At 63.9% G+C, this 24671-nt stretch carries 25 protein-coding genes; 15 read left to right on the top strand and 10 right to left on the bottom strand.

The genetic code is table 11. The annotated features are described in order from the left end of the window. Nucleotides 1-6: 6 nt before the first annotated feature. From AC1DSF_RS28730 to AC1DSF_RS28710, 5 genes are all read left to right on the top strand, one after another. Nucleotides 7-693, top strand: coding sequence for a VOC family protein (locus tag AC1DSF_RS28730; RefSeq protein WP_478146331.1), 687 nt, complete (start codon nt 7-9; stop codon nt 691-693). A gap of 2 nt (nt 694-695) precedes the next feature. Then, nucleotides 696-1328, top strand: a complete 633-nt coding sequence (locus AC1DSF_RS28725; RefSeq protein WP_478128750.1) for a LysE family translocator — start codon at nt 696-698, stop codon at nt 1326-1328. Next, nucleotides 1328-2293, top strand: a complete 966-nt coding sequence (locus AC1DSF_RS28720; protein WP_478128749.1) for a threonine dehydratase — start codon at nt 1328-1330, stop codon at nt 2291-2293. Before AC1DSF_RS28725 ends, AC1DSF_RS28720 begins: the two co-directional genes overlap by 1 nt. 98 nt (nt 2294-2391) lie before the next feature. After that, complete coding sequence (locus AC1DSF_RS28715; RefSeq protein WP_478128748.1) at nt 2392-3033, top strand: response regulator; 642 nt, start codon at nt 2392-2394, stop codon at nt 3031-3033. 63 nt (nt 3034-3096) lie between these two features. After that, entirely contained in the window at nt 3097-3771 is a 675-nt protein-coding gene (locus tag AC1DSF_RS28710) for a histidine phosphatase family protein (protein WP_478128747.1), read from the top strand. Here the strand turns inward: AC1DSF_RS28710 and cutA are convergent. Genes cutA through AC1DSF_RS28695 form a run of 3 tightly spaced genes read right to left on the bottom strand, consistent with a single transcriptional unit; the run spans nt 3762 to nt 4756 of the window. Then, the gene (cutA, locus tag AC1DSF_RS28705) at nt 3762-4094 is read right to left on the bottom strand and encodes a divalent-cation tolerance protein CutA (protein WP_478183912.1); all 333 of its coding nucleotides are present in this window, start codon (nt 4092-4094) and stop codon (nt 3762-3764) included. The two genes, AC1DSF_RS28710 and cutA, sit on opposite strands and share 10 nt — an antisense overlap. Nucleotides 4095-4131: 37 nt before the next feature. After that, on the bottom strand, nt 4132-4473 hold the full coding sequence (locus AC1DSF_RS28700) for a hypothetical protein (protein ID WP_478128745.1): 342 nt from the start codon (nt 4471-4473) through the stop codon (nt 4132-4134). Between the two features lie 37 nt (nt 4474-4510). Then, nucleotides 4511-4756, bottom strand: coding sequence for a GlsB/YeaQ/YmgE family stress response membrane protein (locus AC1DSF_RS28695; RefSeq protein WP_286571615.1), 246 nt, complete (start codon nt 4754-4756; stop codon nt 4511-4513). A gap of 101 nt (nt 4757-4857) precedes the next feature. Between AC1DSF_RS28695 and AC1DSF_RS28690 the strand changes: the two genes are divergently transcribed. Then, the gene (locus AC1DSF_RS28690) at nt 4858-5487 is read left to right on the top strand and encodes a YbhB/YbcL family Raf kinase inhibitor-like protein (protein WP_478183911.1); all 630 of its coding nucleotides are present in this window, start codon (nt 4858-4860) and stop codon (nt 5485-5487) included. A 36-nt stretch (nt 5488-5523) separates the two neighbouring features. Here the strand turns inward: AC1DSF_RS28690 and AC1DSF_RS28685 are convergent, their stop codons facing one another. Together AC1DSF_RS28685 and AC1DSF_RS28680 are read right to left on the bottom strand one after the other, a co-directional pair. Beyond that, a complete protein-coding gene (locus AC1DSF_RS28685) occupies nt 5524-6342 on the bottom strand; it encodes a creatininase family protein (RefSeq protein ID WP_478128743.1) in 819 nt (272 codons plus the stop codon). 48 nt (nt 6343-6390) lie between these two features. Continuing rightward, nucleotides 6391-7746, bottom strand: a complete 1356-nt coding sequence (locus AC1DSF_RS28680) for a PQQ-dependent sugar dehydrogenase (RefSeq protein ID WP_478146339.1) — start codon at nt 7744-7746, stop codon at nt 6391-6393. Nucleotides 7747-7883: 137 nt separating this feature from the next. Here AC1DSF_RS28680 and AC1DSF_RS28675 point away from each other — a divergent pair, with 137 nt between their 5' ends. The 5 genes from AC1DSF_RS28675 (at nt 7884) to priA (ending at nt 15321) form a co-directional block, all read left to right on the top strand. After that, the gene (locus tag AC1DSF_RS28675; protein WP_478183910.1) at nt 7884-8627 is read left to right on the top strand and encodes an alanyl-tRNA editing protein; all 744 of its coding nucleotides are present in this window, start codon (nt 7884-7886) and stop codon (nt 8625-8627) included. Nucleotides 8628-8741: 114 nt separating this feature from the next. Then, nucleotides 8742-10880, top strand: a complete 2139-nt coding sequence (locus AC1DSF_RS28670) for a protein-disulfide reductase DsbD family protein (RefSeq protein WP_478146338.1) — start codon at nt 8742-8744, stop codon at nt 10878-10880. A 94-nt stretch (nt 10881-10974) separates the two neighbouring features. Next, complete coding sequence (locus tag AC1DSF_RS28665; protein ID WP_478183909.1) at nt 10975-11667, top strand: thioredoxin family protein; 693 nt, start codon at nt 10975-10977, stop codon at nt 11665-11667. Between the two features lie 55 nt (nt 11668-11722). After that, the gene (gene hemE / locus AC1DSF_RS28660; protein WP_478146324.1) at nt 11723-12826 is read left to right on the top strand and encodes a uroporphyrinogen decarboxylase; all 1104 of its coding nucleotides are present in this window, start codon (nt 11723-11725) and stop codon (nt 12824-12826) included. Between the two features lie 371 nt (nt 12827-13197). Beyond that, entirely contained in the window at nt 13198-15321 is a 2124-nt protein-coding gene (gene priA / locus AC1DSF_RS28655) for a replication restart helicase PriA (protein ID WP_478128739.1), read from the top strand. Nucleotides 15322-15345: 24 nt separating this feature from the next. Here the strand turns inward: priA and AC1DSF_RS28650 are convergent, their stop codons facing one another. Continuing rightward, a complete protein-coding gene (locus AC1DSF_RS28650) occupies nt 15346-15555 on the bottom strand; it encodes a hypothetical protein (protein WP_478128738.1) in 210 nt (69 codons plus the stop codon). Nucleotides 15556-15757: 202 nt separating this feature from the next. On the opposite strand from AC1DSF_RS28650, the gene AC1DSF_RS28645 reads away from it, so the two are divergent. Then, nucleotides 15758-16483: a hypothetical protein gene (locus tag AC1DSF_RS28645; protein ID WP_478146323.1), complete on the top strand. Its 726-nt coding sequence runs from the start codon at nt 15758-15760 to the stop codon at nt 16481-16483. Nucleotides 16484-16495: 12 nt separating this feature from the next. On the opposite strand, the gene AC1DSF_RS28640 is transcribed toward AC1DSF_RS28645, so the two are convergent. After that, nucleotides 16496-17506, bottom strand: a complete 1011-nt coding sequence (locus AC1DSF_RS28640) for an AEC family transporter (RefSeq protein ID WP_478183908.1) — start codon at nt 17504-17506, stop codon at nt 16496-16498. A 124-nt stretch (nt 17507-17630) separates the two neighbouring features. Between AC1DSF_RS28640 and AC1DSF_RS28635 the strand changes: the two genes are divergently transcribed. From AC1DSF_RS28635 to AC1DSF_RS28625, 3 genes are read left to right on the top strand one after another with little or no spacing between them, the layout of a single operon-like run. Then, nucleotides 17631-19730 carry an ATP-dependent helicase gene (locus tag AC1DSF_RS28635; protein ID WP_478183907.1) on the top strand — a complete coding sequence of 700 codons (2100 nt, stop codon included), beginning with the start codon at nt 17631-17633 and terminating at the stop codon, nt 19728-19730. Then, on the top strand, nt 19727-20221 hold the full coding sequence (locus AC1DSF_RS28630; RefSeq protein WP_478146320.1) for a hypothetical protein: 495 nt from the start codon (nt 19727-19729) through the stop codon (nt 20219-20221). The genes AC1DSF_RS28635 and AC1DSF_RS28630 overlap by 4 nt, the downstream gene beginning before the upstream one ends. Then, nucleotides 20218-21360, top strand: a complete 1143-nt coding sequence (locus tag AC1DSF_RS28625) for a phospholipase A (RefSeq protein ID WP_478128733.1) — start codon at nt 20218-20220, stop codon at nt 21358-21360. The genes AC1DSF_RS28630 and AC1DSF_RS28625 overlap by 4 nt, the downstream gene beginning before the upstream one ends. A gap of 2 nt (nt 21361-21362) precedes the next feature. Here AC1DSF_RS28625 and AC1DSF_RS28620 read toward each other — a convergent pair whose 3' ends face one another. From AC1DSF_RS28620 to AC1DSF_RS28610, 3 genes are all read right to left on the bottom strand, one after another. Then, entirely contained in the window at nt 21363-22898 is a 1536-nt protein-coding gene (locus AC1DSF_RS28620; protein ID WP_478183906.1) for a DHA2 family efflux MFS transporter permease subunit, read from the bottom strand. Then, nucleotides 22895-23365, bottom strand: a complete 471-nt coding sequence (locus tag AC1DSF_RS28615; protein WP_478146317.1) for a MarR family winged helix-turn-helix transcriptional regulator — start codon at nt 23363-23365, stop codon at nt 22895-22897. The genes AC1DSF_RS28620 and AC1DSF_RS28615 overlap by 4 nt, the downstream gene beginning before the upstream one ends. Nucleotides 23366-23435: 70 nt before the next feature. Beyond that, nucleotides 23436-24638, bottom strand: coding sequence for an ammonium transporter (locus AC1DSF_RS28610; protein WP_478128730.1), 1203 nt, complete (start codon nt 24636-24638; stop codon nt 23436-23438). Between the last annotated feature and the right edge of the window lie 33 nt (nt 24639-24671).

The following is a 24671-nucleotide window of genomic DNA, read 5'->3' as shown; positions in this document are numbered from 1 at the left end:
AGCGCGATGAAAGCGCGACTGGACCATCTGGTGATTGCCGCGGCGACCCTGGACCAGGGGGTGCAGTGGTGCGAGGCCACATTCGGTGTGCTACCCGGTCCTGGCGGCGCGCACCCTCTGATGGGCACGCACAACCGTCTGATGAAGATCGGCGCGGCAGATTCGCCGCGCCTGTATCTTGAAGTCATTGCGATCGATCCCGCCGCAGCATCGCAGCGGAACCCAATGAGACAGCGGTGGTTCGACTTGGACGATGCCGCACTGCAAGCGACGCTAGAGCGCGAAGGCCCACGACTGGTGCACTTCGTCGCAGAAGTCGCGGACGTTCATGCCGCAGTCCAGATGCTGAGCCAAGAGCGGCTCGATCGTGGCCGCGTGATCGAGGCATCGCGCGATACGCCAGCCGGTCGCCTGTCGTGGCAAATCACGGTACGCGATGACGGTCAGCGACTGTTCTACGGTGCATTGCCGACATTGATTCAGTGGGGCCCCGTGCATCCGAGCGACAGCATGAGCGATTCGCGAGTTGCCCTGCGTTCGCTGAGCATTGCACATCCGCGTTCGACGGACCTCGCCTCTGCGCTCCGCGCGATCGGCCTGACGGGCGTATCTCTGGCGAACGGCGCACCCGATCTTCACGCTGTGTTCGACACGCCGCGCGGCACCGTCGCGCTCCACTCCCGAGGAATCTGATCATGTTGACCGCCTCCGAATTCGCCTGGTTCAGCCTCGCCGCGCTCATACTGGTGCTGACGCCCGGGCCCAACATGATCTATTGCGTCTCGCGCGCGCTGTGCCAGGGCCGTGCCGCCGGCTTGATTTCGCTCGCCGGCGTGCTGCTCGGATTCGTCATGCACCTGATGGCAGCAGCGCTCGGCCTCACGGCGCTGTTGATCGCCGTTCCCTTCGCATTCGACGCCATCCGTCTCGCCGGCGCCGCCTATCTCCTATGGCTGGCCTGGCAAACCGTGAAGCCCAATGGCACCGCGCCGTTCGAAGCACGACTGCTGCCGCACGACAGGCCGGCCAAGCTTTTCAGCATGGGCTTCCTGACCAACCTGCTCAACCCCAAGGTGGCCATGTTCTATCTCTCCTTTTTCCCGCAGTTCCTGCATCCCGACCGCGGCTCCGTACTGTTGCAGAGCCTGGCGCTCGGCGCGGTTCAAATCCTCGTCAGCGGCGGGATCAATATGCTGCTGGTCTTGGGCGCGGCAAGCATCACGGGCTTTCTGTCGAGGAGCAAAGCTTGGCTCCTCGCGCAGCGGTACGTCATGGGCAGCGTGCTCGGCGCGCTCGCCGTTCGCATCGCCCTAATGGATCGCAAGTGATGAGATTCAGCCGCGAAGAGATCGAATCCGCGTTGAGCACCGTCCACTCGGCGATGCCGCCCACGCCGCAGTACGCATGGCCGTTGCTCGCGCAACGCCTGGGATGCACGGTTTGGACCAAGCACGAGAACCACACGCCGATCGGCGCTTTCAAGCTCCGCGGCGGACTCACCTATTTCGAGACGCTGGCACGCGATCAACCTCGGATTCGGCATGTCGTCAGTGCCACGCGTGGCAACCACGGCCAATCGGTCGGCTTTGGCGCTCGACGCCACGGTATCGCCGCCACCATCGTGGTGCCCCATGGCAACTCGCTCGAAAAAAATGCAGCCATGCGGGCGCTGGGCGTGACCCTGGTCGAGCATGGCGACGAGTTCCAGACGGCAAGCGAGCACGCCGCCGTGTTGGCCGAACGCGACGGATTGCATCGCGTCCCTTCGTTTCATCGCGAATTGGTGCGCGGCGTGGCAACCGGCTGGATCGAGTTCTTCGAGGCCCTGGCGCCTGCTCCGCCGGATGTCCTGTTCGTGCCGATCGGCCTGGGTTCCGGCTTTGCGGGCGCAGCGGCTGCCCGCGCACATTGCGGCGTGTCTACTCGGCTGATCGGCGTCGTCTCGTCGCACGCCACCGCATATCTCGACTCATTTCGAGCCGGAACGGTGGTCGAGGCACCCGTCAGCACCCGCCTGGCCGATGGCATGGCTTGTCGAACACCTGTCCCCGAAGCGCTGGAGGTGCTCAGGCGCGAGGCCGACGACATCGTCTCTGTCGCCGACGGCGAAATCGCCGAGGCGATGCGAATTCTTTTTACTGACACACACAATGTGGCCGAGGGCGCGGGTGCCGCCGCGCTTGCGGCCGCAATCCAACAGCGCTCCCGTTGGCAGGGAAAGACGGTCGGCATTGCGCTGTCCGGCGGCAATGTCGACGCCGATATGTTCGCGGGTGTGATCACCGGATCCTGATCCCAAAAGCACACGCAACCCCGCTGTTCGTTTGTCGTATGTAAGTGGTAGACGAAGACTACAATCCCGCTCCCTTCAGCAACCGACATGGGATTGCCATGAACAAGCGCGTCATCGTCGCTGACGATCATCCAATCATCAGAGCCGGCGTGCGTATGGTGTTGAAAGACGCCTTGGACATCTCCGTCGTCGCCGAAGCCGATTCGCCGCAAGCGCTGATCGCCGTGCTGGCCGAGACACCCGCTGACTTGCTGATCACCGATTTTTCGATGCCGGGCGGAGAAGAAGCAGACGGCCTCGCCCTCGTCCAGCGCATCCGCCGCCTGTACCCCGACATGCCGGTCATCGTGCTCACCATGATGAGCAACGTCGGCGTGCTCGGCGCCATCCTCGCCAGCGGTGTGCGCGGCCTGATCGACAAGGCCTCGGGCATGAACGAGATCGCGATCGCGATTCAGGCGGTGGGTCAAGGTCGCGACTACATCAGCACCACTTTCAAGCACAACCTTCAGCAAAGCCAGTTCGACACCGAAGTCGGCGCCTTCGCGCGCCTGTCGCCGCGCGAAGGCGAAGTCCTTCGACTTTTCGCTTCGGGATTGACCGTGTCCGCGATTGCGGAACGTCTTTCGCGCAGCATCAAGACCGTCAGCCGCCAAAAGTCCGATGCGATGGCAAAGCTGGGTCTCAAGAGCGATCTGGAGATCTACGTCTTTGCGCGCGAACACAACCTGATCTCCTGAGTATTCAGCTTTCCCGTCGCCGCCGCGACCTGAAGTTTCCGAACCACTGGTCAAAATCGAGCCATGGGAACTCTCTATCTCGTGCGCCACGGACAGGCCAGCTTCGGCGCAGCGGACTACGACAATCTCAGCGCGCTCGGCAAGAAGCAGTCGGTGCGCCTCGGCGAATACTGGCGCGAGCGCGGCATGCAGTTCGATGCCGTCATCACGGGCACCTTGAAGCGCCATCGGCAGACCTGGGAAGGCATCGCCGAAGGTTTGGGGTTGAAGCGCGACGACGTCCTTCCCTGGCCGGGACTGAATGAATACGACAGCGAAGCGCTGATTGCGACCATTCACCCGGACAAGCTGGAGCGAGCCGACACGCCGGAGATGTACCGGCACCATTTCCGCCTGCTGCGCCAAGGGCTAGACAGCTGGATGCAGGGTAGGACAGAGCCAACCGGCATGCCGACCTACGTCGATTTCCTCGCGGGCGTGACGAGCGCTCTGGACCATGTTCGAGACAAGCACCACGGCGCGAAGGTGCTGGTGGTGTCGAGCGGCGGCCCCATCAGCACCGCGGTGGGCCATGTGCTGGCTACCAGCCCCGCCACGACGATCGAGCTGAACCTGCGCATGCGAAACACGGCGGTGACGGAGTTTGCCTTTACGCCGAAGCGTCACATGCTCGTGACCTACAACACGCTGCCGCACCTTGATGGCCCGGCGTACGAAGACTGGGTGACCTACTCCTGAACGGGTGGGACACAGCCCCCTTCAACCCAGCTGAGATAGCCTGCCGATCCGCCGGCAACCGGCATGCGAATGATCTCGGGCGTCTCATAGCTGTGGCGCTCGAGGATGAAGGACTCCAGCGCCGCATAACGTGCCTCGAGCGTCTTGATGTGCAGCACCCACTCGGGCTCGCGATGCAACGTGTCCTGCCATCTGTACAGGCTTCGCACCCGCTGCACCGGCACGCAGGCGGCCAGCCGCTGCTCGACGATCTCGGCCGCGAGCGTTTCAGCCTCGTCTTCGGTGCCGAGGCTGGTGGTCACAATGCAAAAGGCGGAGTTCATGTCCTTCTCACTTCTCCATTCGGAACCTGTCCAGAACCTACCCTTGCCAGACGCCGTAGCCGGCCTGGCGCAGCGCGATGCCGAGTTCCACTTCCATGTCCCTGGCCGCCTCGTAGGGCATCGGGTTGTACATCGCATAGAGCGCCGGCAAAAGCCGAAGGCCATGATCACGGACAAAGCCATTGGCCTGGATGCCCGCCTTGTGCTTGTCAAAGCGCACGTCCGGATCAAGACCGGTCATCCCGACATAGACAAAGGGCATGCCCAGCTTGTAGTCGGGATTCACGCGGCGAAAGCGCGCGGCATTCCACACCTGATCGCCGAGTTCCACCACGTACACATGGTGGTGATGGCGACTTCGTGTTTTCCGAACCGGCATGTCCTGCACCCAGAGGCGGTGTCGCCGCCGCGCGAACTCACTTCCGCTTGATCAGGCCGTAAAGGACCAACAGCACGATCGCGCCGACCACCGAAGCGATGAATCCCGCGCCCTGACCCGCCGTGTACCAGCCCATGGCCTGACCCACGTAGGTCGCTATCAGCGAACCCGCAATACCGATCAGCGTGGTAACGATAAAGCCTGCGGAGTCATCTCCGGGTTTGATGGCGCGTGCCACAAGGCCCGCGACGAAGCCAATCAGAATGGTCCAAACGATGCTCATAGGGTTCCTTCGGCGAAGAGTCGCGGTGGGGTTTTCATGATAGCGCCCGAGCCCCCTGGCGTCCTACACACGCATGGGTCGGACCGCGCTATACAGGCAGCATGCTCGAAAAACTCCCCGATGTGATCGGCCACGCGCTGCACGACGTCCGGGCCGGTCTCGACCAGATAGCTTTCAACACACTCGGTTTGCGCCAAGGAATGGCTTCGATCAAGCTCGCCAGCCTGGCCTTTGCCGATCACGCCCCAGTGCCTTCGCGCTATACGGCCGATGGCGAGGGCGAGTCGCCACCGCTGCACTGGACCGAGGTGCCGACCGGCTCGACCTCGCTGGTCCTGCTGGTGGAAGACGCGGACTCTCCGACGCCGCACCCGCTGGTTCATGCGATCGCAGTCAATTTCCCGCCGGGCGATGGTAATTTGCCCGAGGGTGCGCTTTCGCGCGACGACGAAGAAGGAAAGGTGTTTCGTGCGGGCCTCAATTCGTATCTTCAGGCGAGTTGGCTTCCGCCCGATCCGCCGCCCGGTCACGGCGTGCATCGCTACGCTTTCCAGATCTTCGCGCTGGGCGCCCCGCATGACTTTTCGGCGACCCCTGGCCGCGATGAAGTTTTCGACGCGCTGAAAGAGCATGCCATCGCGAGCGGTCTCCTGATCGGCACCTGCGAGCGGCCCGACGGTTCGATCAAGATCAAGGATCTCGCGCCGACGGGGCCCTTGCCGGCCGGCTGAAGATCCGTGGGACCGCGGATCCGCTTTTCGAACGCTTCAGGGCAATGGCCCGGTGTTTGCTGTGGTCAGCGGCAAACGCGCCACTTCCGCCAGCAGGGCTGCCAGTTGCGCAGCGCTCGCTTCGACCAGCGCGCGGCCTTTTTCGGCGGTCGCCGCCGCGGCATTGCCGGCGGCGCCTTCTGGGTTGTAGTCTTCCATCGCCCAGCCGAGTTTGGCGCTCCGCCCGTTGCCAAGGACCGAATAGTCGACGGCCCGCTGTCGCGAAGTCGAGCCGAAATCGCGAGCGGCCTCCATGTCGACCTGACCGGGAGACAGGGCCAGCATCATCGAGGTCTCCATCTCGCCGGCATGGACGCCGAACCGATGCTCATCGTCGCTGAACTGAGTGGCAGCCTCTCCGAGCGGCAGGTTGAACCAGCTCGCGCTGTAGACGATAAGACCGTGCGCCGCACGAAGTTCGCGCGCCACGATGTCCATCGCACCGACGTGCCCGCCATGGGCGTTGAAGAGCACCAGCTTTCTGACGCCGGCACGCGCAACGCAGGCGCCAATCTCGCTCCACAAACGGATCAGCGTTTCCGAAGACAAAGTGAGGGTGCCGGGGAAGCGTGCGTGCTCGGGGCTCAGGCCAACATGCTGGGTCGGCAGGAACAGCACCGGCAGATCGGGCGGCAGCAGCGGAAGGGCAGCCTCGACGATACCATCCACAAGCGTCGAATCCACGCTGAGCGGCAAATGCGGACCGTGCTGCTCCGTGGCGCCCAACGGGAGCACTGCAACGGTGGTCGCCGGATCGAGCGCGCGAAAGTCGCGCGTCGTGAATCGAGACCAGTAGCGGCTGGGGGGAGCTTTCATCCGGGCAATCTTAGTGCCCTGCGAGGGGTTCCACTTCTGCTTCTGCTTCTACTTCTTCTTCGCCACCCGCCAAACCGTATTGCCCACGTCATCGGCGACCAGAAGCGCGCCGCTCTTGTCCAGTGCAACGCCGACGGGCCGACCCTGCGCCTTTTGGTCGGCATTCAAGAAGCCGGTGAGAAAGTCGACCGGGGGACCGCTCGGGCGACCGCCGACGAAGGGCACGAACACCACCTTGTAGCCCGCGAGCGGCTTGCGGTTCCATGAACCGTGTTCGCCGATGAATACGCCATTGGCGAACTGCGCCGGCATCCCTCGCGGGCTCGAAAAGACGACGCCGAGCGGCGCCCGGTGCGAGCCAAGGGCGTAGTCAGGTGCGATCGCCTTGGCGACCATGTCCGGTCGCTGCGGGACGACGCGATTGTCGACATGCCCACCGTAGTAGCTCCACGGCCAGCCATAGAACGCGCCCTCCTTCACCGAAGTGAGATAGTCGGGCACGAGATCGCTGCCAAGCTCATCACGCTCGTTGACGACCACCCAGAGACTCTTCGATTCGGGCTCCCAGGCCGCCGCGGCGGGATTGCGCAGGCCGCCGGCAAAGAGGCGCTTCTGCCCGGTCTTCGGATCGACCTCCCACACCGCGGCTCGTCCTTCTTCGGCCGCAAGACCGTTTTCACCGGCATTGCTGTTCGAGCCGACCGTCACGTAGAGCTTGGACCCGTCACTGTTCGCGACGACGTCCTTGGTCCAGTGATGATTGATGCCCGCGGGCAGATCGGTCACCCGCGTCGGAGTCGCCGTGACGGTCGTCTGGCCTTCGGCGTACGGAACCTTCACCAGCGCATCGGCGTTCGCGATGAACAACTCGTTGCCGACCAGGACCACGCCAAAAGGCGAGTTGAGGTTCTCCATGAACACCTGCCGCACATCGGCCACGCCGTCGCCGTTGGAATCCCGCAGGAGCGTGATTCGGTTGGCACTCGGCACGCCCGCCCCCGCGCGGTTCTGGACGACCTCCTGGACCTTTGCCCTGATGCGCGCCATCAGGCCGTCGCCGCCGTCATGGCTGCCTTCCGGCGGGGGCGGCTTGTTGCTTTCGACGACGAGGACATCGCCGTTTGGCAATGTGTAGACCATCCGCGGATGGTCGAGCCCCCGGGCAAGCGGTGTCACCGCAAACCCTTCGGGAGCCGTCGGGCCGGCAGTGTCCGTCCAGCCGATGGCAGGCGCGATGTTGAGCGTGGGGATCAGCGTGCTCGTGGGCGGAGGCAATTCGGGCGTTGCGCCGATGCCGGCGTCCGGCGGCAGTTTCGCGGCCTCGCCACAAGCGCTCAACGAGATCGCAATAACCAGCGGCAGGGCCAGCGGGGCGATCGCGGAGCGGGCATGAATGCGGAGCATGGTCTTCATGGGTCGAGGTCCGTCCAATCTCAATCTGTAACCATGCATCTTGAGGCATTCGCCGCGTCCGACTGTCGGCGACGGGCGCTTTCGAGCGTGGGCACACCCCGCCGCGCCCGCACCGCTACCATCGGGCAATGACCGACGATCTTTTTCGCGCCGACGCGTATCTGCGCGATTGTGAAGCCCGCATCCTGAGGATCGAGGAAGGTGCCGTCGTGCTCGACCGTACCGTGTTCTATCCGCAGGGTGGCGGCCAGGCGGGCGACAGCGGATGGCTCGAACCCAGCAGTGGCCGCCGGTTGGCCATTGCCGATACACGCAAGGCCAAGGATGTCGAGGGCAGGCCCACCACGGACATCCTGCACGTGCCGGCGCCCGAACAGTCCGCGATTCTCGATACCCTGAAGCCCGGCGAACCCGTAGCCGCGCACATTGACTGGGAGCGCCGCCACAAGCTGATGCGCTTTCACACCGCCACGCATCTGCTTTGCCATTTGGTTCCTCAGCCGGTCAACGGCTGCTCCATCACCCCCGAGTACGCTCGCCTCGATTTCCACATGACGGAGCCGCTTGACAAGGAGACGCTCACCGCCGGTCTCGCAAGGCTTGTTGCTGCCGGCCATCCTCTCGCAGTGGGCGCCATCACGGATGACGAACTGGACGCCAACCCGGCGCTGGTCAAGAGCATGAGCGTTCAGCCGCCGCGCGGTTCCGGAACCGTTCGCACCATCCGCATCGGCGAATCCGAGCAGATCGACTTTCAGCCCTGTGGCGGAACGCACGTGGCGAACACGCGCGAGATCGGCTCGGTCGTCGTGACGAAGATCGAGAAGAAGAGCGCCAACAGCCGGCGCGTGGTGCTTGGATGGGCATCCTGATTTCGCACTGGAACTTCGCCCTGAACACCCGCTCGGACTGACGGCATGGAATTTTTATCCTCTCTACGCATCGCGGGTTTCGCTTTTGCGGCGCTTTCCGCGCTCACAACCTGCATGCCGGCGGCCGCGCAGTTGAGCTCCAAGGTGGGCTCGGTGGTCACGACACCGCACGTGCGCGCCGAACTGATTGCGAATGCGCCGGACGGCGTTTCGCCGGGGGCGCCCGTCTGGGTCGGGTTGCAGATCACGCATCAGCCTGAATGGCATACGTACTGGAAAAACGCTGGTGATTCCGGCCTTCCGACCGAGCTCACGTGGTCACTTCCACCTGGCGTGTCGAACGGCGACATCGCTTGGCCAGTGCCAAGAAAGATCCCCATCGGCAATCTCGCCAACTACGGCTACGAAGGGACAGTGTTGCTCCCCGTGCAACTCACGGTAGCGCCCGACTTCAAACCGGCCACGGCGCCCACCGGCGCCGGCGAACTCGATGTGCGGCTCAAGGCATCCTGGCTCGTATGCCGCAAGGAATGCATCCCGGAAGAGGGCGAGTTCCGGCTCAAGCTGCCGCTGCAAAGCTCGACAGCACTTCATGCAGGCGAATTCGAATCGGCATGGGCTGCGCAGCCCGTGCCTCTCGCGAAAGCCGGCCAAATTTCCATCGCTGGCGACAAGCTCGAGGTTCGCGTCGAAGGCCTGCCTGATCCGGCGCACGGAAAGACGCTCGAGTTTTTCCCCGAAACGGGCGAGGTGATTCACACCGCCGCGATACTCGGAAAGGACTGGAATCAATCGTGGGACGGCGCGACCTGGACTGCGACCGTGCCGCTCGCCGAGCAACGCAGCGCCAGCCCCGCGGTGATGCCCGTCGTGGTCGCACTCTCCGAAGGCGATCGGCAGCCCGGCAAGCCATTTGCGTGGAGAACCGAAGCTCCCGTCAGCGGCAATTGGCCTACCGTCGCGGCCAAAGCACAGGTGACACCAGCGCTTCAGGCAGCGCTCGACGCCAACAGCAGCGGAAGTGGCAACGCCCCAGTGAGCCGCCCTTCCGGCACGCTCTGGGTCGCGCTGCTTGGCGCCCTTTTAGGAGGCTTGCTCCTGAATCTCATGCCCTGCGTGTTTCCGGTGCTGGCCATCAAAGTGCTCAGTTTTACCCGGCGAGCGGAAGACCAGCGCGGCCACCGCGTGGCTGCGCTCGCCTATGCAGGCGGCGTCATCCTGTCCTGCCTCGCGCTCGGCGGCGCGATGCTGGCCTTGCGGGCTGCGGGAACCCAGCTGGGTTGGGGATTCCAGTTGCAGTCGCCTGCGGTCGTCGCGGCACTGGCGGCGCTGTTCACGCTCATCGGGCTCAATCTCGCCGGACTGTTCGAATTCGGAAACTTTGCATCGCCCTCCCTGGGCGCTGTGCAGGCGCGGCATCCAGTGGCCAACGACTTTCTTTCGGGGGTGCTCGCAGTCGTGATCGCCTCGCCTTGCACTGCACCTTTCATGGGCGCGTCGCTGGGCTTCGCGATCGGATTGCCGGCCGTCGAGGCCTTGCTGATGTTCGGGGTGCTCGGCTTTGGGCTGGCGCTGCCCTATCTCGTCGCTGGATTCGTGCCTGCAATCGCCCGCCTGTTGCCGAAGCCGGGGCCCTGGATGGACACGCTGCGCCGCCTGCTCGCCTTCCCGATGTTCGCCACGGTGGCGTGGCTGGTCTGGGTCCTGGGCCAGCAAAGCGGCATCGACGGCGCGGGCGCGCTGCTCGGCCTGCTGATCTGCCTGGCCGCGATTGCGTGGGCACTGACGCTGGGTGGCCGCACGCGCGTCGCCATGACAGGGCTCGCCCTTGCGGTGACAGCGGTACTGGCGGTCGCGATCGGCGGGAACGTCGTCAAGACGACGGAGCCGCGCCAGAGCGAAGCTGCTGCCGGCGAACGCTGGCAGCCTTGGTCCGCTCAGCGGGTTGCGGCGTTGAACGCGGGCGGCCAGCCGGTGTTTGTGGACTTCACCGCCGCCTGGTGCGTGACCTGTCAATACAACAAGAGAAGCACTCTTTCGGATGATGCCGTGCTGGCGGACTTCGCCGCCAGGAACGTCGCGTTGCTCCGCGCCGACTGGACGCGCCGCGATCCGTCCATTACCGCCGCCCTGACGGCATTGGGGCGCAGTGGCGTGCCCGTCTATGTGCTTCAGGCGCCGGGCAAGGCGCCGATCGTGCTGACCGAAATCCTGAGCAAGAATGAGGTGCGCGCGGCGCTGGCGGCGCTTTGACCCTGCGGCAATACGGGTTGTCACATGCGCTTGAAGAATCCGTTCTAAGCTGCGGTGGTTGTTGCGTATTTCTCATTGGAGGTCAAAGCTGACCATGTCACCATCGTCATCTTCCGAATCCCGTTCTTTTCGCGCCGCACGCCAAGCCAGGGCGGCCCTGACCCGGGCTTCACGGCGCGCTGTCATGACGGCTGCCGTCGCGCTCGGCGCGACTTTCCTCATGAACGCCCAAGCCATGGCTGCCCCCGCTGTCGGCCAGCCGGCTCCCGATTTCATTGCCGTCGACACTGCCGGCAACCAGCATCGCCTCTCAGACTTCACCGGCAAGTACGTGGTGCTCGAATGGACCAACCCCGGCTGCCCGTTCGTGCGCAAGCACTACGGCAGCGGCAACATGCCAGCCACCCAGAAATCGGCAACGGGCAAGGGTGTCGTCTGGCTGGCCATCAACTCGACCGAACGCGCTGCCAGCGACTACCTGAAGGCCCCCGAACTGGAAGCCTGGATGCACGAACAGTCGGGTGCGCCGACCGCCGTGCTGATGGACGAAGACGGTGTGATCGGTCGAGCCTACGGTGCACGGACGACGCCGCACATCTTCATCATCGACCCGAAAGGCACGCTCGTATATGCCGGCGGCATCGACAGCATCGCTTCGGCGCGCCCCGAAGACATCAAGACAGCTGCCAACTACGTGAACCAGGCGCTCGGCGAGGCTTTCGACGGCAAGGCGATCAGTGCCGCGACGACGCGGCCCTACGGCTGTTCGATCAAGTACAAGACCTGAGTCACAAGACCCGGGTCGCCGAAGGCTGCGGCCAAGCCCCTGCGACAATCGCGGGATGCCTTTTGCCCCCTTGAAGAACGACACTTTCCTGCGCGCCTGCTGGCGCCAGGCCACTGACCACACGCCTGTCTGGCTCATGCGCCAAGCTGGGCGCTACCTGCCAGAGTACGTTGCCACCCGTGCAAAGGCCGGCAGCTTCATGGGCCTGGCGACCAATGTCGACTACGCGACGGAAGTCACACTCCAGCCGCTCGAGCGCTACCCGCTCGACGCTGCCATCCTGTTTTCCGACATCCTCACTGTTCCCGACGCCATGGGACTCGGGCTTTCGTTCGAAGTGGGCGAAGGGCCGCGCTTCGCACGACCCGTGCGAGACGAGGCGGCAATTTCGGCCCTCGAAGTGCCGGACATGGCCAAGCTGCGCTATGTGTTCGACGCGGTCGCATCGATTCGAAAGGCCCTTGACGGCCGCGTACCGCTGATCGGGTTTTCAGGCAGTCCCTGGACCCTGGCCTGCTACATGATTGAAGGCGCGGGTTCGAGCGACTACAGGCAGGCCAAGACGCTGCTCTACAGCCGCCCCGACCTCATGCACAAGCTGCTCTCCGTGAACGCGGATGCGGTGGCCGCTTATCTGAATGCCCAAATTGCGGCCGGTGCCCAGGCCGTGATGGTGTTCGACAGTTGGGGTGGCGTGTTGGCTGACGGCGCATTCCAGGAATTCAGCCTCGCGTATACGGCGCGCGTTCTATCGCAGGTTCAACGCAATGGCCCTGACGGCGAACCCGTGCCGCGGATCGTATTCACCAAAGGCGGCGGCCCGTGGCTGACAGACATGCGCGCGCTGGATTGCGAAGTATTGGGCCTCGACTGGACGACCAATCTAGGCAAGGCACGAGCGCTGGTCGGCGAAGGCACCGGTGGCAAGGTGCTGCAAGGAAACATCGATCCCAACGTGTTGTTCGCGCCGCCCCGGCAGATCGAGGCTGAAGTGGCGAAGGTCCTGCAAAGCTTTGGGCGGCCGCACACTGACATCCAAAGCACAGGTCCGACCCACATCTTCAACCTTGGCCACGGTATTAGCCAGTTCACCCCGCCGGACCAGGTCGCGGTGCTCGTCGATGCTGTTCACGCGCAGTCGCGGGCACTTCGCGCCTGAGACGATTGTTATCAGTTGTAAACACAAGACGAGCGATCAGCGCTTTGTCAAGGGGGCAAAAAGCGTAAGGGCCGACTGACTTATGCACAAAACACCTGTTGCGGTGCGCAAAAAATATCTGAGGTCCGATGCCGATGCTCCTAAAGGGATAGCGCAGCTAAGTCATTGATTCATAAGGGGATTGAACTTTGCGGTTTTTGCGAGCATTCCAACGGAAGCCTTGATTTTCAAGGGCTGCCGTTGAATCCAGACCCGATATCAACAAAGTTATCCACAGAAAATCTGGATGAACCGCAAAGCGCATCAAAATCAACAACTTAGGTCGTTTTGTTCAAAGTACCTTTAACAAACAAGCGCAGCGGAGATCGCGGTTGAACTGGCGCGTCGACGTCGCAGTTCAGACTCCTGCCCATAGCGCACTAGGGGATGTCCTTAGTTACGCAAGTGGCGCGCCGGTGACGCCGGGCGCTTTGGTGCGGGTGCCATTGGGACGCCGTGAGGTGCTTGGCGTGGCTTGGGCGACGCATGCGGAGGCCGCCGAGGCTGCCGAATCCGGAGCACCGGGCGTGGAATTGAAGTCCATCGGCGCGGTCCTTGATGCGCTCGCGCCGCTCGGCGATGCCTGGCGAGATCTGGTGGCCTTTGCGGCTCGCTATTACCAGCGTTCCCTGGGTGAAATCGCGCTGGCCGCCTTGCCACCGCAGCTTCGCGACTTGTCGAGCGTGCAATTGGCTCGGCGCCTGAAGCGAAAGAGCACGTCAGCGCCCTCGAATGCCGACGCTTTCGCTCCTGTTTCCGTGATCCTCAGTGACGAGCAAACCGCGGCCTTGGCGCGCTTCGAGGCCGAACCCGGGCCGTTCTTGCTTTTCGGTAGCACTGGAAGCGGAAAGACCGAGGTCTATCTTCGCGCCGTAGCGGCGCTCCTCGACCGCGAACCCGAAGCACAGGCGCTGGTGATGGTGCCCGAGATCAACCTGACCCCACAGTTGGAGGCCCGCTTCAAGGAGCGGTTCGCAAGCCGCTTCGGCGCGGATGCGGTCGTCTCGCTGCACAGCGGCATGACGAATCCGCAGCGTCTTGCGAGTTGGCTCGCCGCTCACAGCGGCGCGGCTCGTATCGTGCTCGGGACCCGGATGGCGGTGTTCGCCTCCATGCCCACGCTGCGACTCATCGTCGTCGACGAAGAGCACGACCCCAGCTACAAGCAGCAGGAGGGCGCTCGCTATTCCGCACGCGATCTGGGGGTGTGGCGCGGTCATCGCGAAAACGCGAAGGTGATCCTCGGCTCCGCCACCCCCTCACTCGAAACCTGGCACCAAAGCCGGCCGCCGTCAGGAGAAGATGCAGGCGGCCGCTATGCGCGGCTGGCAATGCCTTCGCGCATCGGCACCAGCTTGCTCCCCACAGTGCGACTGGTCGATATGAACCTTCAGCCGCCCAGGACGGTCTTGTCGGTCGCCCTGCTCGATGCCATCGGCCAGCGCATTGCGCGAGGCGAGCAAAGCATGGTGTTCCTCAACCGGCGCGGCTACGCACCCGTACTGGCATGCGGCGACTGCGGTTGGAAAAGCGAATGTCCACACTGCAGCGCTTATCGGGTGTTCCACAAGATCGATCGCACGCTGCGCTGCCACCACTGCGGTTTTGCCGAACGCGTGCCGCGCACGTGTCCAGCCTGCGGCAATCCCGATATCGCGCCAGTCGGCCGCGGCACCGAACGGCTTGAAGAACACTTGGGCGAGCTTTTCGCGCCCGTCCAGCGACCGGATGGAAGCGCAGTGCGAATCGCCCGCATCGATGCCGACAGCACTCGCAAGCAGGGCGCCCTCGAATCGCAGCTGGCGGCAGTGCATGCAGGCGAAGTCGATGTGCTCGTGGGCACGCAGATGATCGCCAAGGGGCACGACTTCAGGCGAATCACGCTGGTGGCGGCCGTCAATCCGGATGGGGCGCTGTTTTCGAGCGACTTTCGAGCGCCGGAGAGGTTGTTCAGTCTGCTCATGCAATCTGCGGGACGGGCGGGCCGTGACGCGGCGTACTTGATGTCGCAAGGTGCGACCGCCGAAATGTGGATTCAGACGCACCATCCGCAGCATCCGCTTTTTGCGGCCTTGCGGCGCCATGACTACCCCGCCTTTGCTCAGCGCGAACTCGAAGACCGCGCCGCCGCCGGCATGCCGCCGTTCGCGTTCCAGGCGCTTTTGCGCGCGGACGCTCGATCGCAAGAGGTTGCGCAGGCGTTTCTCGCTTCAGCGAGTTCCGCGGCTGAAAGCCTCGCTGGGTCGGAATGGGTCACGCGCTACCCGCCGGTTCCGCTCGCGATTCAGCGCGTTGCCAATGTGGAGAGAGCGCAGATGCTGGTCGAAAGCCAATCCCGGGCAGCCTTGCAACGGTTGCTCGCAGCCTGGCAACCGCTGTTGCATGAGCTGCGGCGGACGCCCGAAGGCAAGGGGGTGATCCGCTGGCTGGTCGACGTCGACCCGCACAGCATCTGATCGCCCCCGCAAAATCGCTCGGTCCTACAGCAAACCGACCGGCTCCTTGCCCATTTCCACGTACTGCAAACTGGAACGCCGTCTTCGATTTGCCGCCCCTGGCCACGCCAACAACACCGCAGCGAGCAGGTAAATGGCGAGCGCCACGCCCGTACCGAGGGCACCCACGTGCCACAGCCAGGTGACGACGGCCAGGCAAACCAAGGAAAGCACCCCTCTCATCAAAGTTGTCATGTCAACTCTCCCGATCAGGAACTCACTTTAGCAGCGACTTTGAGAACCTAAGAACTATCCACAGGCAATATTTCGCATTACCTCCGGCCGCCTCCAATGTGCGGCCAAAGAAATACTCCAAACGGGGCTTGACGATGCGCAGGGGCGATGTCAAATCTATGTAGATGGCGGGCTCATTTCGAGTCCTGCAAGGGGTGGAATCGTGAAATCGCCGTTCGGAGTACTGTGGGGACTGTCGCTCGCATGTCTGGTCTGGGGGGCGCAAGCGGCCGATCTGGAATTGGAAGGCGACCGGCTGCTGGTTAGCGGAATGCTCGACGGCAGCGCGATCAAGTTGTTCGAGGAGCATCTCGCCAGCGGGAAGGTGCGAACCGTCGTCTTCGAGAACTCCCTGGGCGGCACCCCCGAAATCGCCAGCGACTACGCGCGCACCATTCGGGCCAAAGGGGTCAATACGGAGGTCCGCGGCCAGTGTCAGGCGGCGTGCGCTTACGCCTTCCTGGCCGGCCGGGAGCATCGCTTCGGGCGCGGGTTCCAGGTCAATGGCTTGCTCATACCGGTTTCCGGCCGGCCGCGCCCCGCCGACCTCACGGGTCGCTGGGATGGAGAAGACAGCTACCGCACCCTTGCCGAATTCATCGGTCCCGCGCCCGGCGCTCCTGCAGCGGGACAGGACCCGGCCGGTGCGAGCACAGCAAGCGTTGCCACTGGCACCGCCACGGCCATCTCAGCGTCCGCGTCCAGCCCGGCCGTCGCGCCAAGGGAGCGCTGGCAACCGAATCAGGGCGTGCTCTTCGTCTCCACGCCCACATTGTTCGGCCGCGTATACAACAGCTTCTATTGCGACGGCACGCAGGGGCGTGACATGTCCCGATGCGAGTTGCTCCCCGATGCCGACCCGTACAAGCTGGGCGTCCTGACGCCGTGAGTCGAACCCGCCTCAGTGGATCAAGCCCGCCGCAAGAGGGAAGGTAAAGAAGGCTGCAACCGTCGTCCAGAGAATGATCCGGGCGATGCGGTCGTTGTCGGCGCCGAATCGCTCGGCGAGCATCGACACATTGCTGGCGCTTGGGAGCGCCGCCACGAGCACGATCGCGACCAGTGCCGGCCGCGCCAAAGGCACGCCTAGCGCCATGGCGCCGCGCGCGATGCCGTAGACCACGAGCGGATGCGCGACCAGCTTGATCGCGATGATCGGCAAGACGTCGCGCAATGGCGCGGGGCGCGGCGATGCCCGTGCGCTGCCCATGGCCTGCGCAACTGCGGCGCTGGCCTGGTGTTCGCGCGCCAGCAGCGAAGCACGCGCGAGCACCGCGCCAATGGTGAACAAGGCCACGGGCGATGCGGCGTCGGCCAGCATTGCGATGGTGCGGTCCAACGGGCCCGGCAGGATGGCGTGCGTCGCCGATGCCAGCACGCCGAGCAGAATCGCCCACGGCAGCGGATTCTGCAGAACGCCACGCAGTGCCTGCCGCAAGGCCTTGCCACCGCCGTGCTCATGGGCCGCGTCGAGGCGCGACAGGGCGATACAGAGCGACGAAGTCACGATCATGTCGAACGAAATACTGATGATCGTCGGCGTCGCGGCCTGCGCACCCAGGATCGCCACCAGCAGCGGAACCCCCATGAAGCCGGTGTTCGGAAAAGCGGCGACCAGCGCGCCAAAAGCCGCATCGTTCCATCCAATGCGCTCATTGCGGCTCACGGCAACGGCGGCGCCCACGACCAGCAGTGCGCTGAGACCCCACACCAGCGCGACGCCCGCATCGAGCAGCTGCCCGACGGGTGCGCTCGCGCCGAAGCGAAACAACATGCACGGCAGCGCAAAGTAAAGAACGAAAACGTTCAGGCCTGGAATGGCCGCCAGCGGCAGGGCTCCGCCGCGGGTGGCGGCATAGCCGGCGGCTATCAAGGCAAAGAAGGGAACGGTGACGAGGAAGATCTGGAGCACCGGGCAATTGTCCCTGGCACGACTTAACGCAAAAAGCTGCGTCGGTCTACCACATCTGCTCGCCGCGCGCGAAACGGGCCGCCCGTATCATTGCGCGCTTTGCGCTTCCCGATCTCTCGCCTCCATGTCTTCCGGTCTCAATCTCGCGCAGCAAGAAGCGGTCAACTATATGCACGGGCCTTGCCTGGTCCTCGCAGGCGCGGGTTCCGGCAAGACGCGCGTCATTACCCACAAGATTGCGCGGCTGATCCAGGCGGGACTGGAGCCCAAGCGCATCGCGGCCATCACCTTCACCAACAAGGCCGCCGCGGAGATGCGCGAACGTGCAAAGAGCCTGATCGGACGCGAAGCGAAACACGTGATGGTCTGCACCTTCCACGCGCTCGGCGTACGCATGATGCGCGAGGACGGCGCGGTGCTGGGGCTGAAGCCGGCCTTCAGCATCCTCGACAGCGACGACGTGACCAAGATCCTCAAGGATGCGGGCGGCACCACCGATGCGGCCACGGCGCGCATCTGGCAGTGGACCATCAGCAAATGGAAGAACATAGGCCTGAACGCCGCGCAGGCCGAAGCGCAAGCGGCCGACGACAACGAGCGCATCACGGCGCGCATCATGGCGCGCTACGAAGAGCGGCTCGTCGCCTACCAGAGCGTCGATTTCGATGACCTGATCGGCATGCCGCTCAAGTTGCTGCAGCAGTTCGATGAGGTGCGCGCAAAGTGGCAAGCTGCGCTCGGCCACATTCTGGTCGACGAATACCAGGACACCAACGCCACGCAGTACGAAGTCCTCAAGGCCCTGGCGGGCGAGCGCGGGCGCTTCACCGCCGTTGGTGATGATGACCAGTCCATCTACGGCTGGCGAGGCGCCACGCTCGACAACCTGAAGAAGCTGCCGGTCGACTACCCCAAGCTCAAGGTGATCAAGCTCGAGCAGAACTACCGCAGCACGAGCGCGATCCTGCGAGCGGCCAACAATGTCATCGGCCCGAATCCCAAGCTCTTTCCCAAGACGCTGTTCAGCGAACTCGGCGAAGGCGAGCCGGTTCGTGTCGTCGATGCGGACAGCGAGGCGCACGAAGCCGAGCGCGCCGTCGCACGCATCCAGAGCCTGCGAGCCGGCGACGCCATCACGCAGGGGCAGCAGCACAAGGAGTTTCGCGACTTCGCGATCCTCTATCGTGCAAACCATCAGGCCAGGGTGATCGAGCAGGCGCTGCGCAAGGCGCAGATTCCTTACAAGGTCTCAGGCGGGCAAAGCTTTTTCGATCGAGCCGAAATCAAGGATCTGTGCGGCTGGTTTCGCCTATGGGTCAACAACGACGATGATCCGGCCTTCCTGCGCGCCGTGACCACGCCCAAGCGCGGCATCGGACACACGACGCTCGCGAGTCTCGGCACCTTCGCCAGCCAGTACAAGCTGAGCCTTTTCGAGGCGTTGTTCAGCCCTTCGCTGCCGAGCGTCATGCCCAAGCGCGCGCTGGAAGGTCTTCACGAGTTCGGCCGCTACATCAATGACCTGGAGTACAAGGCGCGTCGCACGATGGGCGCCGAGGACTCGCGTGCATTCCTTGCCGAGTGGCTCAAGGAAATCGACTACGAGAAGCACCTCTACGACGGCGAGGAAAGTGAACAAGCCGCTGCGAGCCGTTGGACCAACGTGCTGGAGTTCTGCGACTGGATGTCCCAGCGCTGCGGCGGGCAGATCGACGACGCTTCCGGAGCGACCGTCGAGAGCGAGCGCAAGAGCCTGCTCGAAGTCGCGCAGACGATCTCGCTGCTGTCGACGATCAGCGAACGCGAGAAGGACCAGAACGTGGTCACCCTCTCGACGCTGCACGCATCCAAGGGATTGGAATGGCCCCATGTGATGCTGATCGGCGTCACGGAAGGGTTGCTGCCCTTCAAGCTCGACGACGATGGCGGCCGTCAGGAAAAGATCAGCGAAAGCACGCTGGAGCGCCTGCAGGAAGAACGGCGCCTCATGTATGTGGGCATCACGCGCGCACAGCGCAGTCTCGCAGTGAGCTGGACCAAGCGACGCAAGCAGGGCCGCGAGATGGTCGCCGCGCAGCCGAGCCGCTTCATTGCCGAGATGGCGCTCGACAAGACGACGGCCAAGGAAGACCCGCGGGAAAAGCTCAAGGCATTGCGCGCGGAATTCGCGAGGAAAGTTCAGGACAACGCAGCAGCCGCCGCGGCTGCCGCATCCGCGCCATGAAGCGAACGACCTGGGTCTGGATGGCAGCTTGCTGCCTCTTTTCGGGGTGCGTTGCCGTTCAGGACTCCGCCAGGTCGGCAGGGCCGGCGCCGGTGCGTTCGGCCGAACAGATCGCGAACTGCCCCGCCAGCGGATCGGAGATGCCGCTTGACGCGCTCTTTGGTGAATGGGAAGCGCGCTTCGAAGGCATCGCTGGCATTGCCAAGGTGCAGCTTGCCAAGCATCCCGACTATGCAGGTGTGCGGGGCACCATCACGCGCGGCGAAGGAACTGCCGTCACCGTGGCCCAACTCGCGGGCGACATCGACGACCAAGGCATGCTGAGCCTCGACGAGTCGCAGGACGGCAAGGCCATCAGCGGAGTCTGGCTCGGTGAACTGGGACCCGGCTCTTGCGGCAGCCAATGGCGGGGCATCTGGCGCAACGCCGCCGACGACAGCAATCACCCTTTCACGTTGACCAAGATCGGCAACGCCGGGACTGAACGATGAATTCACGTTTTCTCTATATCGGTGCACTCTTCTGCGGGTTCGGTGCGACGGGCGCCATGGCAGAGGCCGTGGACAAGCCACCGAGCCCGTTGGCTCAATCCGAACTGACATGGCAGGCCTGCCAAGGGCTCTCGGGGCCGGCCAACAGCGAAGCTCGACTCGCCTGTTTCGATCGATGGGCGCAGCAGCAGACGTTGCCGGCCGCTGCAGTGCCACCCGCACCTCCGGTGCTCGCGGAAACGCTGCCGCCCGTGGATGCCACCGTGCCCGCCACGCGCGTGATCACCCTCACCAGCGAGGATGGCTGCCGCGATCGCCAGTACTCTCCCCTGTCGCGATTCTGGGAACTGGAGGCAGGCAGCAATTGCGGCACCTTCGGCTTCCGCGGCTACAGACCTCTCAGCGTGGGCATCGGCGCGGCGGCCCAGGCTCCGGAAACCGCGACTTCGCCGGCACCGAACCACACGGGCGTCGACAGGCCTTACCAAGCACAGGACATGCGCATCGGCCTGTCCTTGCGCACCAAGCTCGCGCAAGGCTTGCTCACGGGGGATGATCCGGTCAAGAAGGACGCTCTCTGGTTTGCTTATTCGCAGGCATCGACCTGGCAGGTGTTCAACGAAGAGCTTTCGCGCCCCTTCCGCACCACCGATCATGAACCGGAGGTGATGTACACCTACCCGTCCGATTACCAACTCCCCGGCGGCTGGCGCCTGCGCTATACAGGCCTGGGACTGGTGCACCAATCGAACGGCCAGGACCTGCCGTACTCAAGAAGCTGGAACCGCGTCTACCTGATGGCGGGTGCGGAGTTGGGAGACCAATTCGTGATCACGGGACGCGTGTGGAAGCGAATCAAGGAAAACGCAGCCGACGACGACAACCCCGACATCACCAAGTACCTTGGCAACGCCGACCTCAGGGTCGGCTGGCAGGTCGACCGCCTCAACCAACTCGGGGTGTCGGTTCATGGCGGCAAGGGCGGCATCAAGCTCGAATGGTTGAAGGCGATCGGCGATCCGGTGAAGAGCAACCTGCGCTTTCAGACGCAGCTCTTCTATGGCTATGGCGACACGCTGGTCGACTACAACCGCAAGCGCACGGTGTTCAGCGTCGGATTGGCGCTGGTCGATTTCTGAGGCTAGTGCGGCACTTCGACTGCCGCAGCGCTTGCGGCCGCGCGACGCGGACTGCGAATAAGCAGCAGCAGTGGAATCGCCGCCAGGGTGACGACCATCATGATCCCGAAGTCGTCCAGGTAGCCGATCAGCACACCTTGCCGCGTGACCTCGCTGTTCAGCATGGCCAATCCGGTGGAAGTGGCAGGATTCAACATCTGCGGCAGGTTTGCCAAAGCGTGATTGCCGGGCCCGACCGTCGCCGCCAAGGTCGCGTGAGCCTTGCTGGAGCCTTCCGTCAGTAGCGCCTGGACGATCGAGATACCGACGCTGCTGCCGATGTTGCGCAGCAGGCTGAAGATGGGCGTGCCCTGGTTGCGCAACCGCGGCGCCAACGTCGCGAAGGTCGCCGTGGACAGCGGCACGAACGTGAATCCGATTCCCAGGCCCTGGATGAACCCTGAAGTAATGATCAGCGTGCTGTCCATCTGAAGGGTCATGCTGGTCATCTGCCAGAGCGAGAACGCTGTCAGGCTGAAGCCCACCGCCATGATCGCCCGCACGTCGACGCGCTGCACCAGCCGACCCACGGCAATCATCGCGATCATGGTTCCGATGCCCCGCGGCGCGGTGACTTGGCCGGTGTAGATCACCGGGTAGTCCATCAGCCCCTGCAGAAAGCTCGGCAGCAGCGCCATCGTGCCGTACAGGATCATCCCCACGATGAAGGCGAACAGCAGGCCCGTCACGAAGTTGCGGTCCTTGAGCAGGTCGCGATCGAAGAAGGAAACTCCCTGGACGGTCCACGTGTGGACCACGAAGAACGCAAAAGCAACCAGCGCAGTCACGGCTTCGAGCCGGATCTCCCAGGAATCGAACCAGTCCATCTGCTCTCCGCGGTCAAGAAAGAGCTGCAGCATGCCGATCGCGATGCTCAGCGTGATGAAGCCGAACAGGTCGAGGCGCTCGCCCTGTGGACGGCTTTCCGGCAGATAGCGCACGATGCCCCACAGCGCGAAGATGCCGACCGGCAAGTTGATGAAGAAAACCCAGCGCCAATCGATGTTCTCGGTCAGCCAACCGCCCAGGAGCGGGCCGAGAATCGGCCCGACCATGATGCCGGCGCCCCAGATCGCCATCGCCTGGCCGACCTTCTCGCGAGGGTTGATGTCCAGCAAGACGGCTTGCGACAGCGGCACCAGCGCCGCGCCGAACACGCCTTGCAGCAGTCGCGCGGCAACGATCTCGACCAGCGAGGTCGCAATTCCGCACATGGCGGAGGCGATCGTGAAGCCCACGATCGAGACGATGAAAACCTTGCGCCGGCCCCAGTGGCCGCAGAGCCAACCCGTGAGCGGCAAAGCAATGGCCGCTGCCACGATGTATGACGTGAGCACCCAGGTGATCTGATCCTGCGACGCTTGCAGGCTCCCCTGCATATGAGGCAGCGCGACATTGGCAATGGTCGTGTCGAGCGCCTGCATGATGGTGGCAAGCATGATCGAGACCGTGATCAGCCCCCGGTGCGCGACAGCATTGTGAAGGCTCGGCGTCGTCATTTGCCGGCTCCTGCGGCCGCCGCGTCCAAGGCGATCAGCCCATCGCGCGCCTTCCCGAGGAGGATGAGAAGCTGAGCACGCTCTGCCGGCGTCATGTGCGCGAGCGCCCGCGCATGCAAGCTGTCGCCGATGGTCAGCGCTGCGTCGAGCGCCTTCTCCGCGCTGGGGGCCAGGCGAACTTCATTCATGCGTCGGTCATTGGCGCTTGCCTGCCGATAGACCCACCCCGCCGCTTCCAGCCTGTCGCACAGCCCGCCGACGGCCATGGCGCTCAGATCCAGGCGCTGCGCCAGTTCGACCTGCGAAAGCGGTCGCTCATCGTCATGCATGGCCAGCACCCCAAGCAGACGGCATTGCGCACGAGAGAGGCCGATGCGCTCACGCGACAGCCGGTCGAATTGTTCACCATAGCGCTTGGCGACATCGTTGACCAGGAAGCCGAAGCGCTGGGAGAAGTCTCTTTTCATAAGCGCCGTGATTATAAATATGCTTATGAATTCTGGCCTGCGACCGACAGGGCCGGGCGTGCGACCGCGCCTACCAGGTCGGTTCGCGTTCGGGAGTCGCCGTGATGTGATGGATCGACAGATCCGCGCCGTCGTATTCCTCTTCCTGCGACAACCGCAAGCCCAAGGTCGCCTTGAGCGTGCCGTACACCGCCGCGCCTGCCAGCGCAGCCCAAGCCACACCGATCGCGACGCCGATCAACTGGGCCATCAGGCTCACACCGCCGATACCGCCGAGCGCCTTGCTGCCGAAGATGCCTGCCGCGAGACCGCCCCAGGTTCCGCAAAGGCCATGAAGGGGCCAGACGCCAAGGACATCGTCGATACGCCACTTGTTTTGCGTGAGCGTGAACATCACCACGAAGATTGCGCCCGCCACGCCGCCGACGACCAATGCCCCCAAAGGGTGCATGAGGTCGGAGCCCGCACAAACGGCCACCAGGCCGGCCAAAGGGCCGTTGTAGACGAACCCTGGGTCGTTCTTGCCCAGTGCCAGCGCCACCAGCGTGCCTCCGACCATGGCCATTAACGAATTCACCGCCACGAGTCCTGAAATCCTGTCGAGCGTCTGCGCGCTCATCACGTTGAAGCCGAACCAGCCGATGCAAAGGACCCACGCGCCCAAGGCCAGGAAAGGAATGCTCGACGGCGGATGAGCGCTCAGCGAGCCGTCGCCGCGATACCGGTTGCGGCGTGCCCCAAGCAGGAGTACCGCGGGCAGCGCCAGCCACCCCCCGACCGCGTGGACGACCACGGATCCGGCGAAATCGTGGAACTCGCTCCCGGTCACCGAAGCGATCCAGGCCTGGATGCCGAACGCCTTGTTCCAGGCAATGCCCTCGTACAGAGGGTAGACAAATCCGACGATCACCGCCGTGGCGATCAACTGCGGCCAGAACTTGGCACGCTCCGCAATGCCTCCCGAAATGATCGCGGGGATCGCAGCAGCGAAGGTCAGGAGGAAGAAGAATCGCACCAACTCGAAGCCGCTCTTCGCGGCGAGTTCCTCGGCGCCCACAAAGAAATGCGTGCCGTATGCCACCCCATATCCGACCAGGAAATAGACAACCGTGGAGACGGAGAAGTCCACGAGGATCTTCACGAGCGCGTTGACCTGATTCTTCTTGCGGACTGTGCCGAGTTCAAGAAATGCGAATCCGGCATGCATGGCGAGGACCATGACTGCGCCCAAGAGGAGGAACAGCGCGTTCGCGCCCTGTGTTAGTGCGTCCATGAAAGCTTGCGGGAGTTTTGGCGTTGAAGTGGT

Source organism: Variovorax sp. 01N429 (assembly GCF_056399425.1).
This window is presented reverse-complemented; position numbering and strand designations above follow the sequence as displayed.

Excerpts from the sequence above, each read along its gene's own strand:
- AC1DSF_RS28730 (WP_478146331.1), top strand. The coding sequence starts at position 7 with ATGAAAGCGCGACTGGACCATCTGGTGATTGCCGCGGCGACCCTGGAC.
- AC1DSF_RS28725 (WP_478128750.1), top strand. The coding sequence starts at position 696 with ATGTTGACCGCCTCCGAATTCGCCTGGTTCAGCCTCGCCGCGCTCATA.
- AC1DSF_RS28720 (WP_478128749.1), top strand. The coding sequence starts at position 1,328 with ATGAGATTCAGCCGCGAAGAGATCGAATCCGCGTTGAGCACCGTCCAC.
- AC1DSF_RS28715 (WP_478128748.1), top strand. The coding sequence starts at position 2,392 with ATGAACAAGCGCGTCATCGTCGCTGACGATCATCCAATCATCAGAGCC.
- AC1DSF_RS28710 (WP_478128747.1), top strand. The coding sequence starts at position 3,097 with ATGGGAACTCTCTATCTCGTGCGCCACGGACAGGCCAGCTTCGGCGCA.
- cutA (WP_478183912.1), bottom strand. The coding sequence starts at position 4,094 with ATGAACTCCGCCTTTTGCATTGTGACCACCAGCCTCGGCACCGAAGAC.
- AC1DSF_RS28700 (WP_478128745.1), bottom strand. The coding sequence starts at position 4,473 with ATGCCGGTTCGGAAAACACGAAGTCGCCATCACCACCATGTGTACGTG.
- AC1DSF_RS28695 (WP_286571615.1), bottom strand. The coding sequence starts at position 4,756 with ATGAGCATCGTTTGGACCATTCTGATTGGCTTCGTCGCGGGCCTTGTG.
- AC1DSF_RS28690 (WP_478183911.1), top strand. The coding sequence starts at position 4,858 with ATGCTCGAAAAACTCCCCGATGTGATCGGCCACGCGCTGCACGACGTC.
- AC1DSF_RS28685 (WP_478128743.1), bottom strand. The coding sequence starts at position 6,342 with ATGAAAGCTCCCCCCAGCCGCTACTGGTCTCGATTCACGACGCGCGAC.
- AC1DSF_RS28680 (WP_478146339.1), bottom strand. The coding sequence starts at position 7,746 with ATGCTCCGCATTCATGCCCGCTCCGCGATCGCCCCGCTGGCCCTGCCG.
- AC1DSF_RS28675 (WP_478183910.1), top strand. The coding sequence starts at position 7,884 with ATGACCGACGATCTTTTTCGCGCCGACGCGTATCTGCGCGATTGTGAA.
- AC1DSF_RS28670 (WP_478146338.1), top strand. The coding sequence starts at position 8,742 with ATGCCGGCGGCCGCGCAGTTGAGCTCCAAGGTGGGCTCGGTGGTCACG.
- AC1DSF_RS28665 (WP_478183909.1), top strand. The coding sequence starts at position 10,975 with ATGTCACCATCGTCATCTTCCGAATCCCGTTCTTTTCGCGCCGCACGC.
- hemE (WP_478146324.1), top strand. The coding sequence starts at position 11,723 with ATGCCTTTTGCCCCCTTGAAGAACGACACTTTCCTGCGCGCCTGCTGG.
- AC1DSF_RS28650 (WP_478128738.1), bottom strand. The coding sequence starts at position 15,555 with ATGACAACTTTGATGAGAGGGGTGCTTTCCTTGGTTTGCCTGGCCGTC.
- AC1DSF_RS28635 (WP_478183907.1), top strand. The coding sequence starts at position 17,631 with ATGTCTTCCGGTCTCAATCTCGCGCAGCAAGAAGCGGTCAACTATATG.
- AC1DSF_RS28630 (WP_478146320.1), top strand. The coding sequence starts at position 19,727 with ATGAAGCGAACGACCTGGGTCTGGATGGCAGCTTGCTGCCTCTTTTCG.
- AC1DSF_RS28625 (WP_478128733.1), top strand. The coding sequence starts at position 20,218 with ATGAATTCACGTTTTCTCTATATCGGTGCACTCTTCTGCGGGTTCGGT.
- AC1DSF_RS28620 (WP_478183906.1), bottom strand. The coding sequence starts at position 22,898 with ATGACGACGCCGAGCCTTCACAATGCTGTCGCGCACCGGGGGCTGATC.
- AC1DSF_RS28615 (WP_478146317.1), bottom strand. The coding sequence starts at position 23,365 with ATGAAAAGAGACTTCTCCCAGCGCTTCGGCTTCCTGGTCAACGATGTC.
- AC1DSF_RS28610 (WP_478128730.1), bottom strand. The coding sequence starts at position 24,638 with ATGGACGCACTAACACAGGGCGCGAACGCGCTGTTCCTCCTCTTGGGC.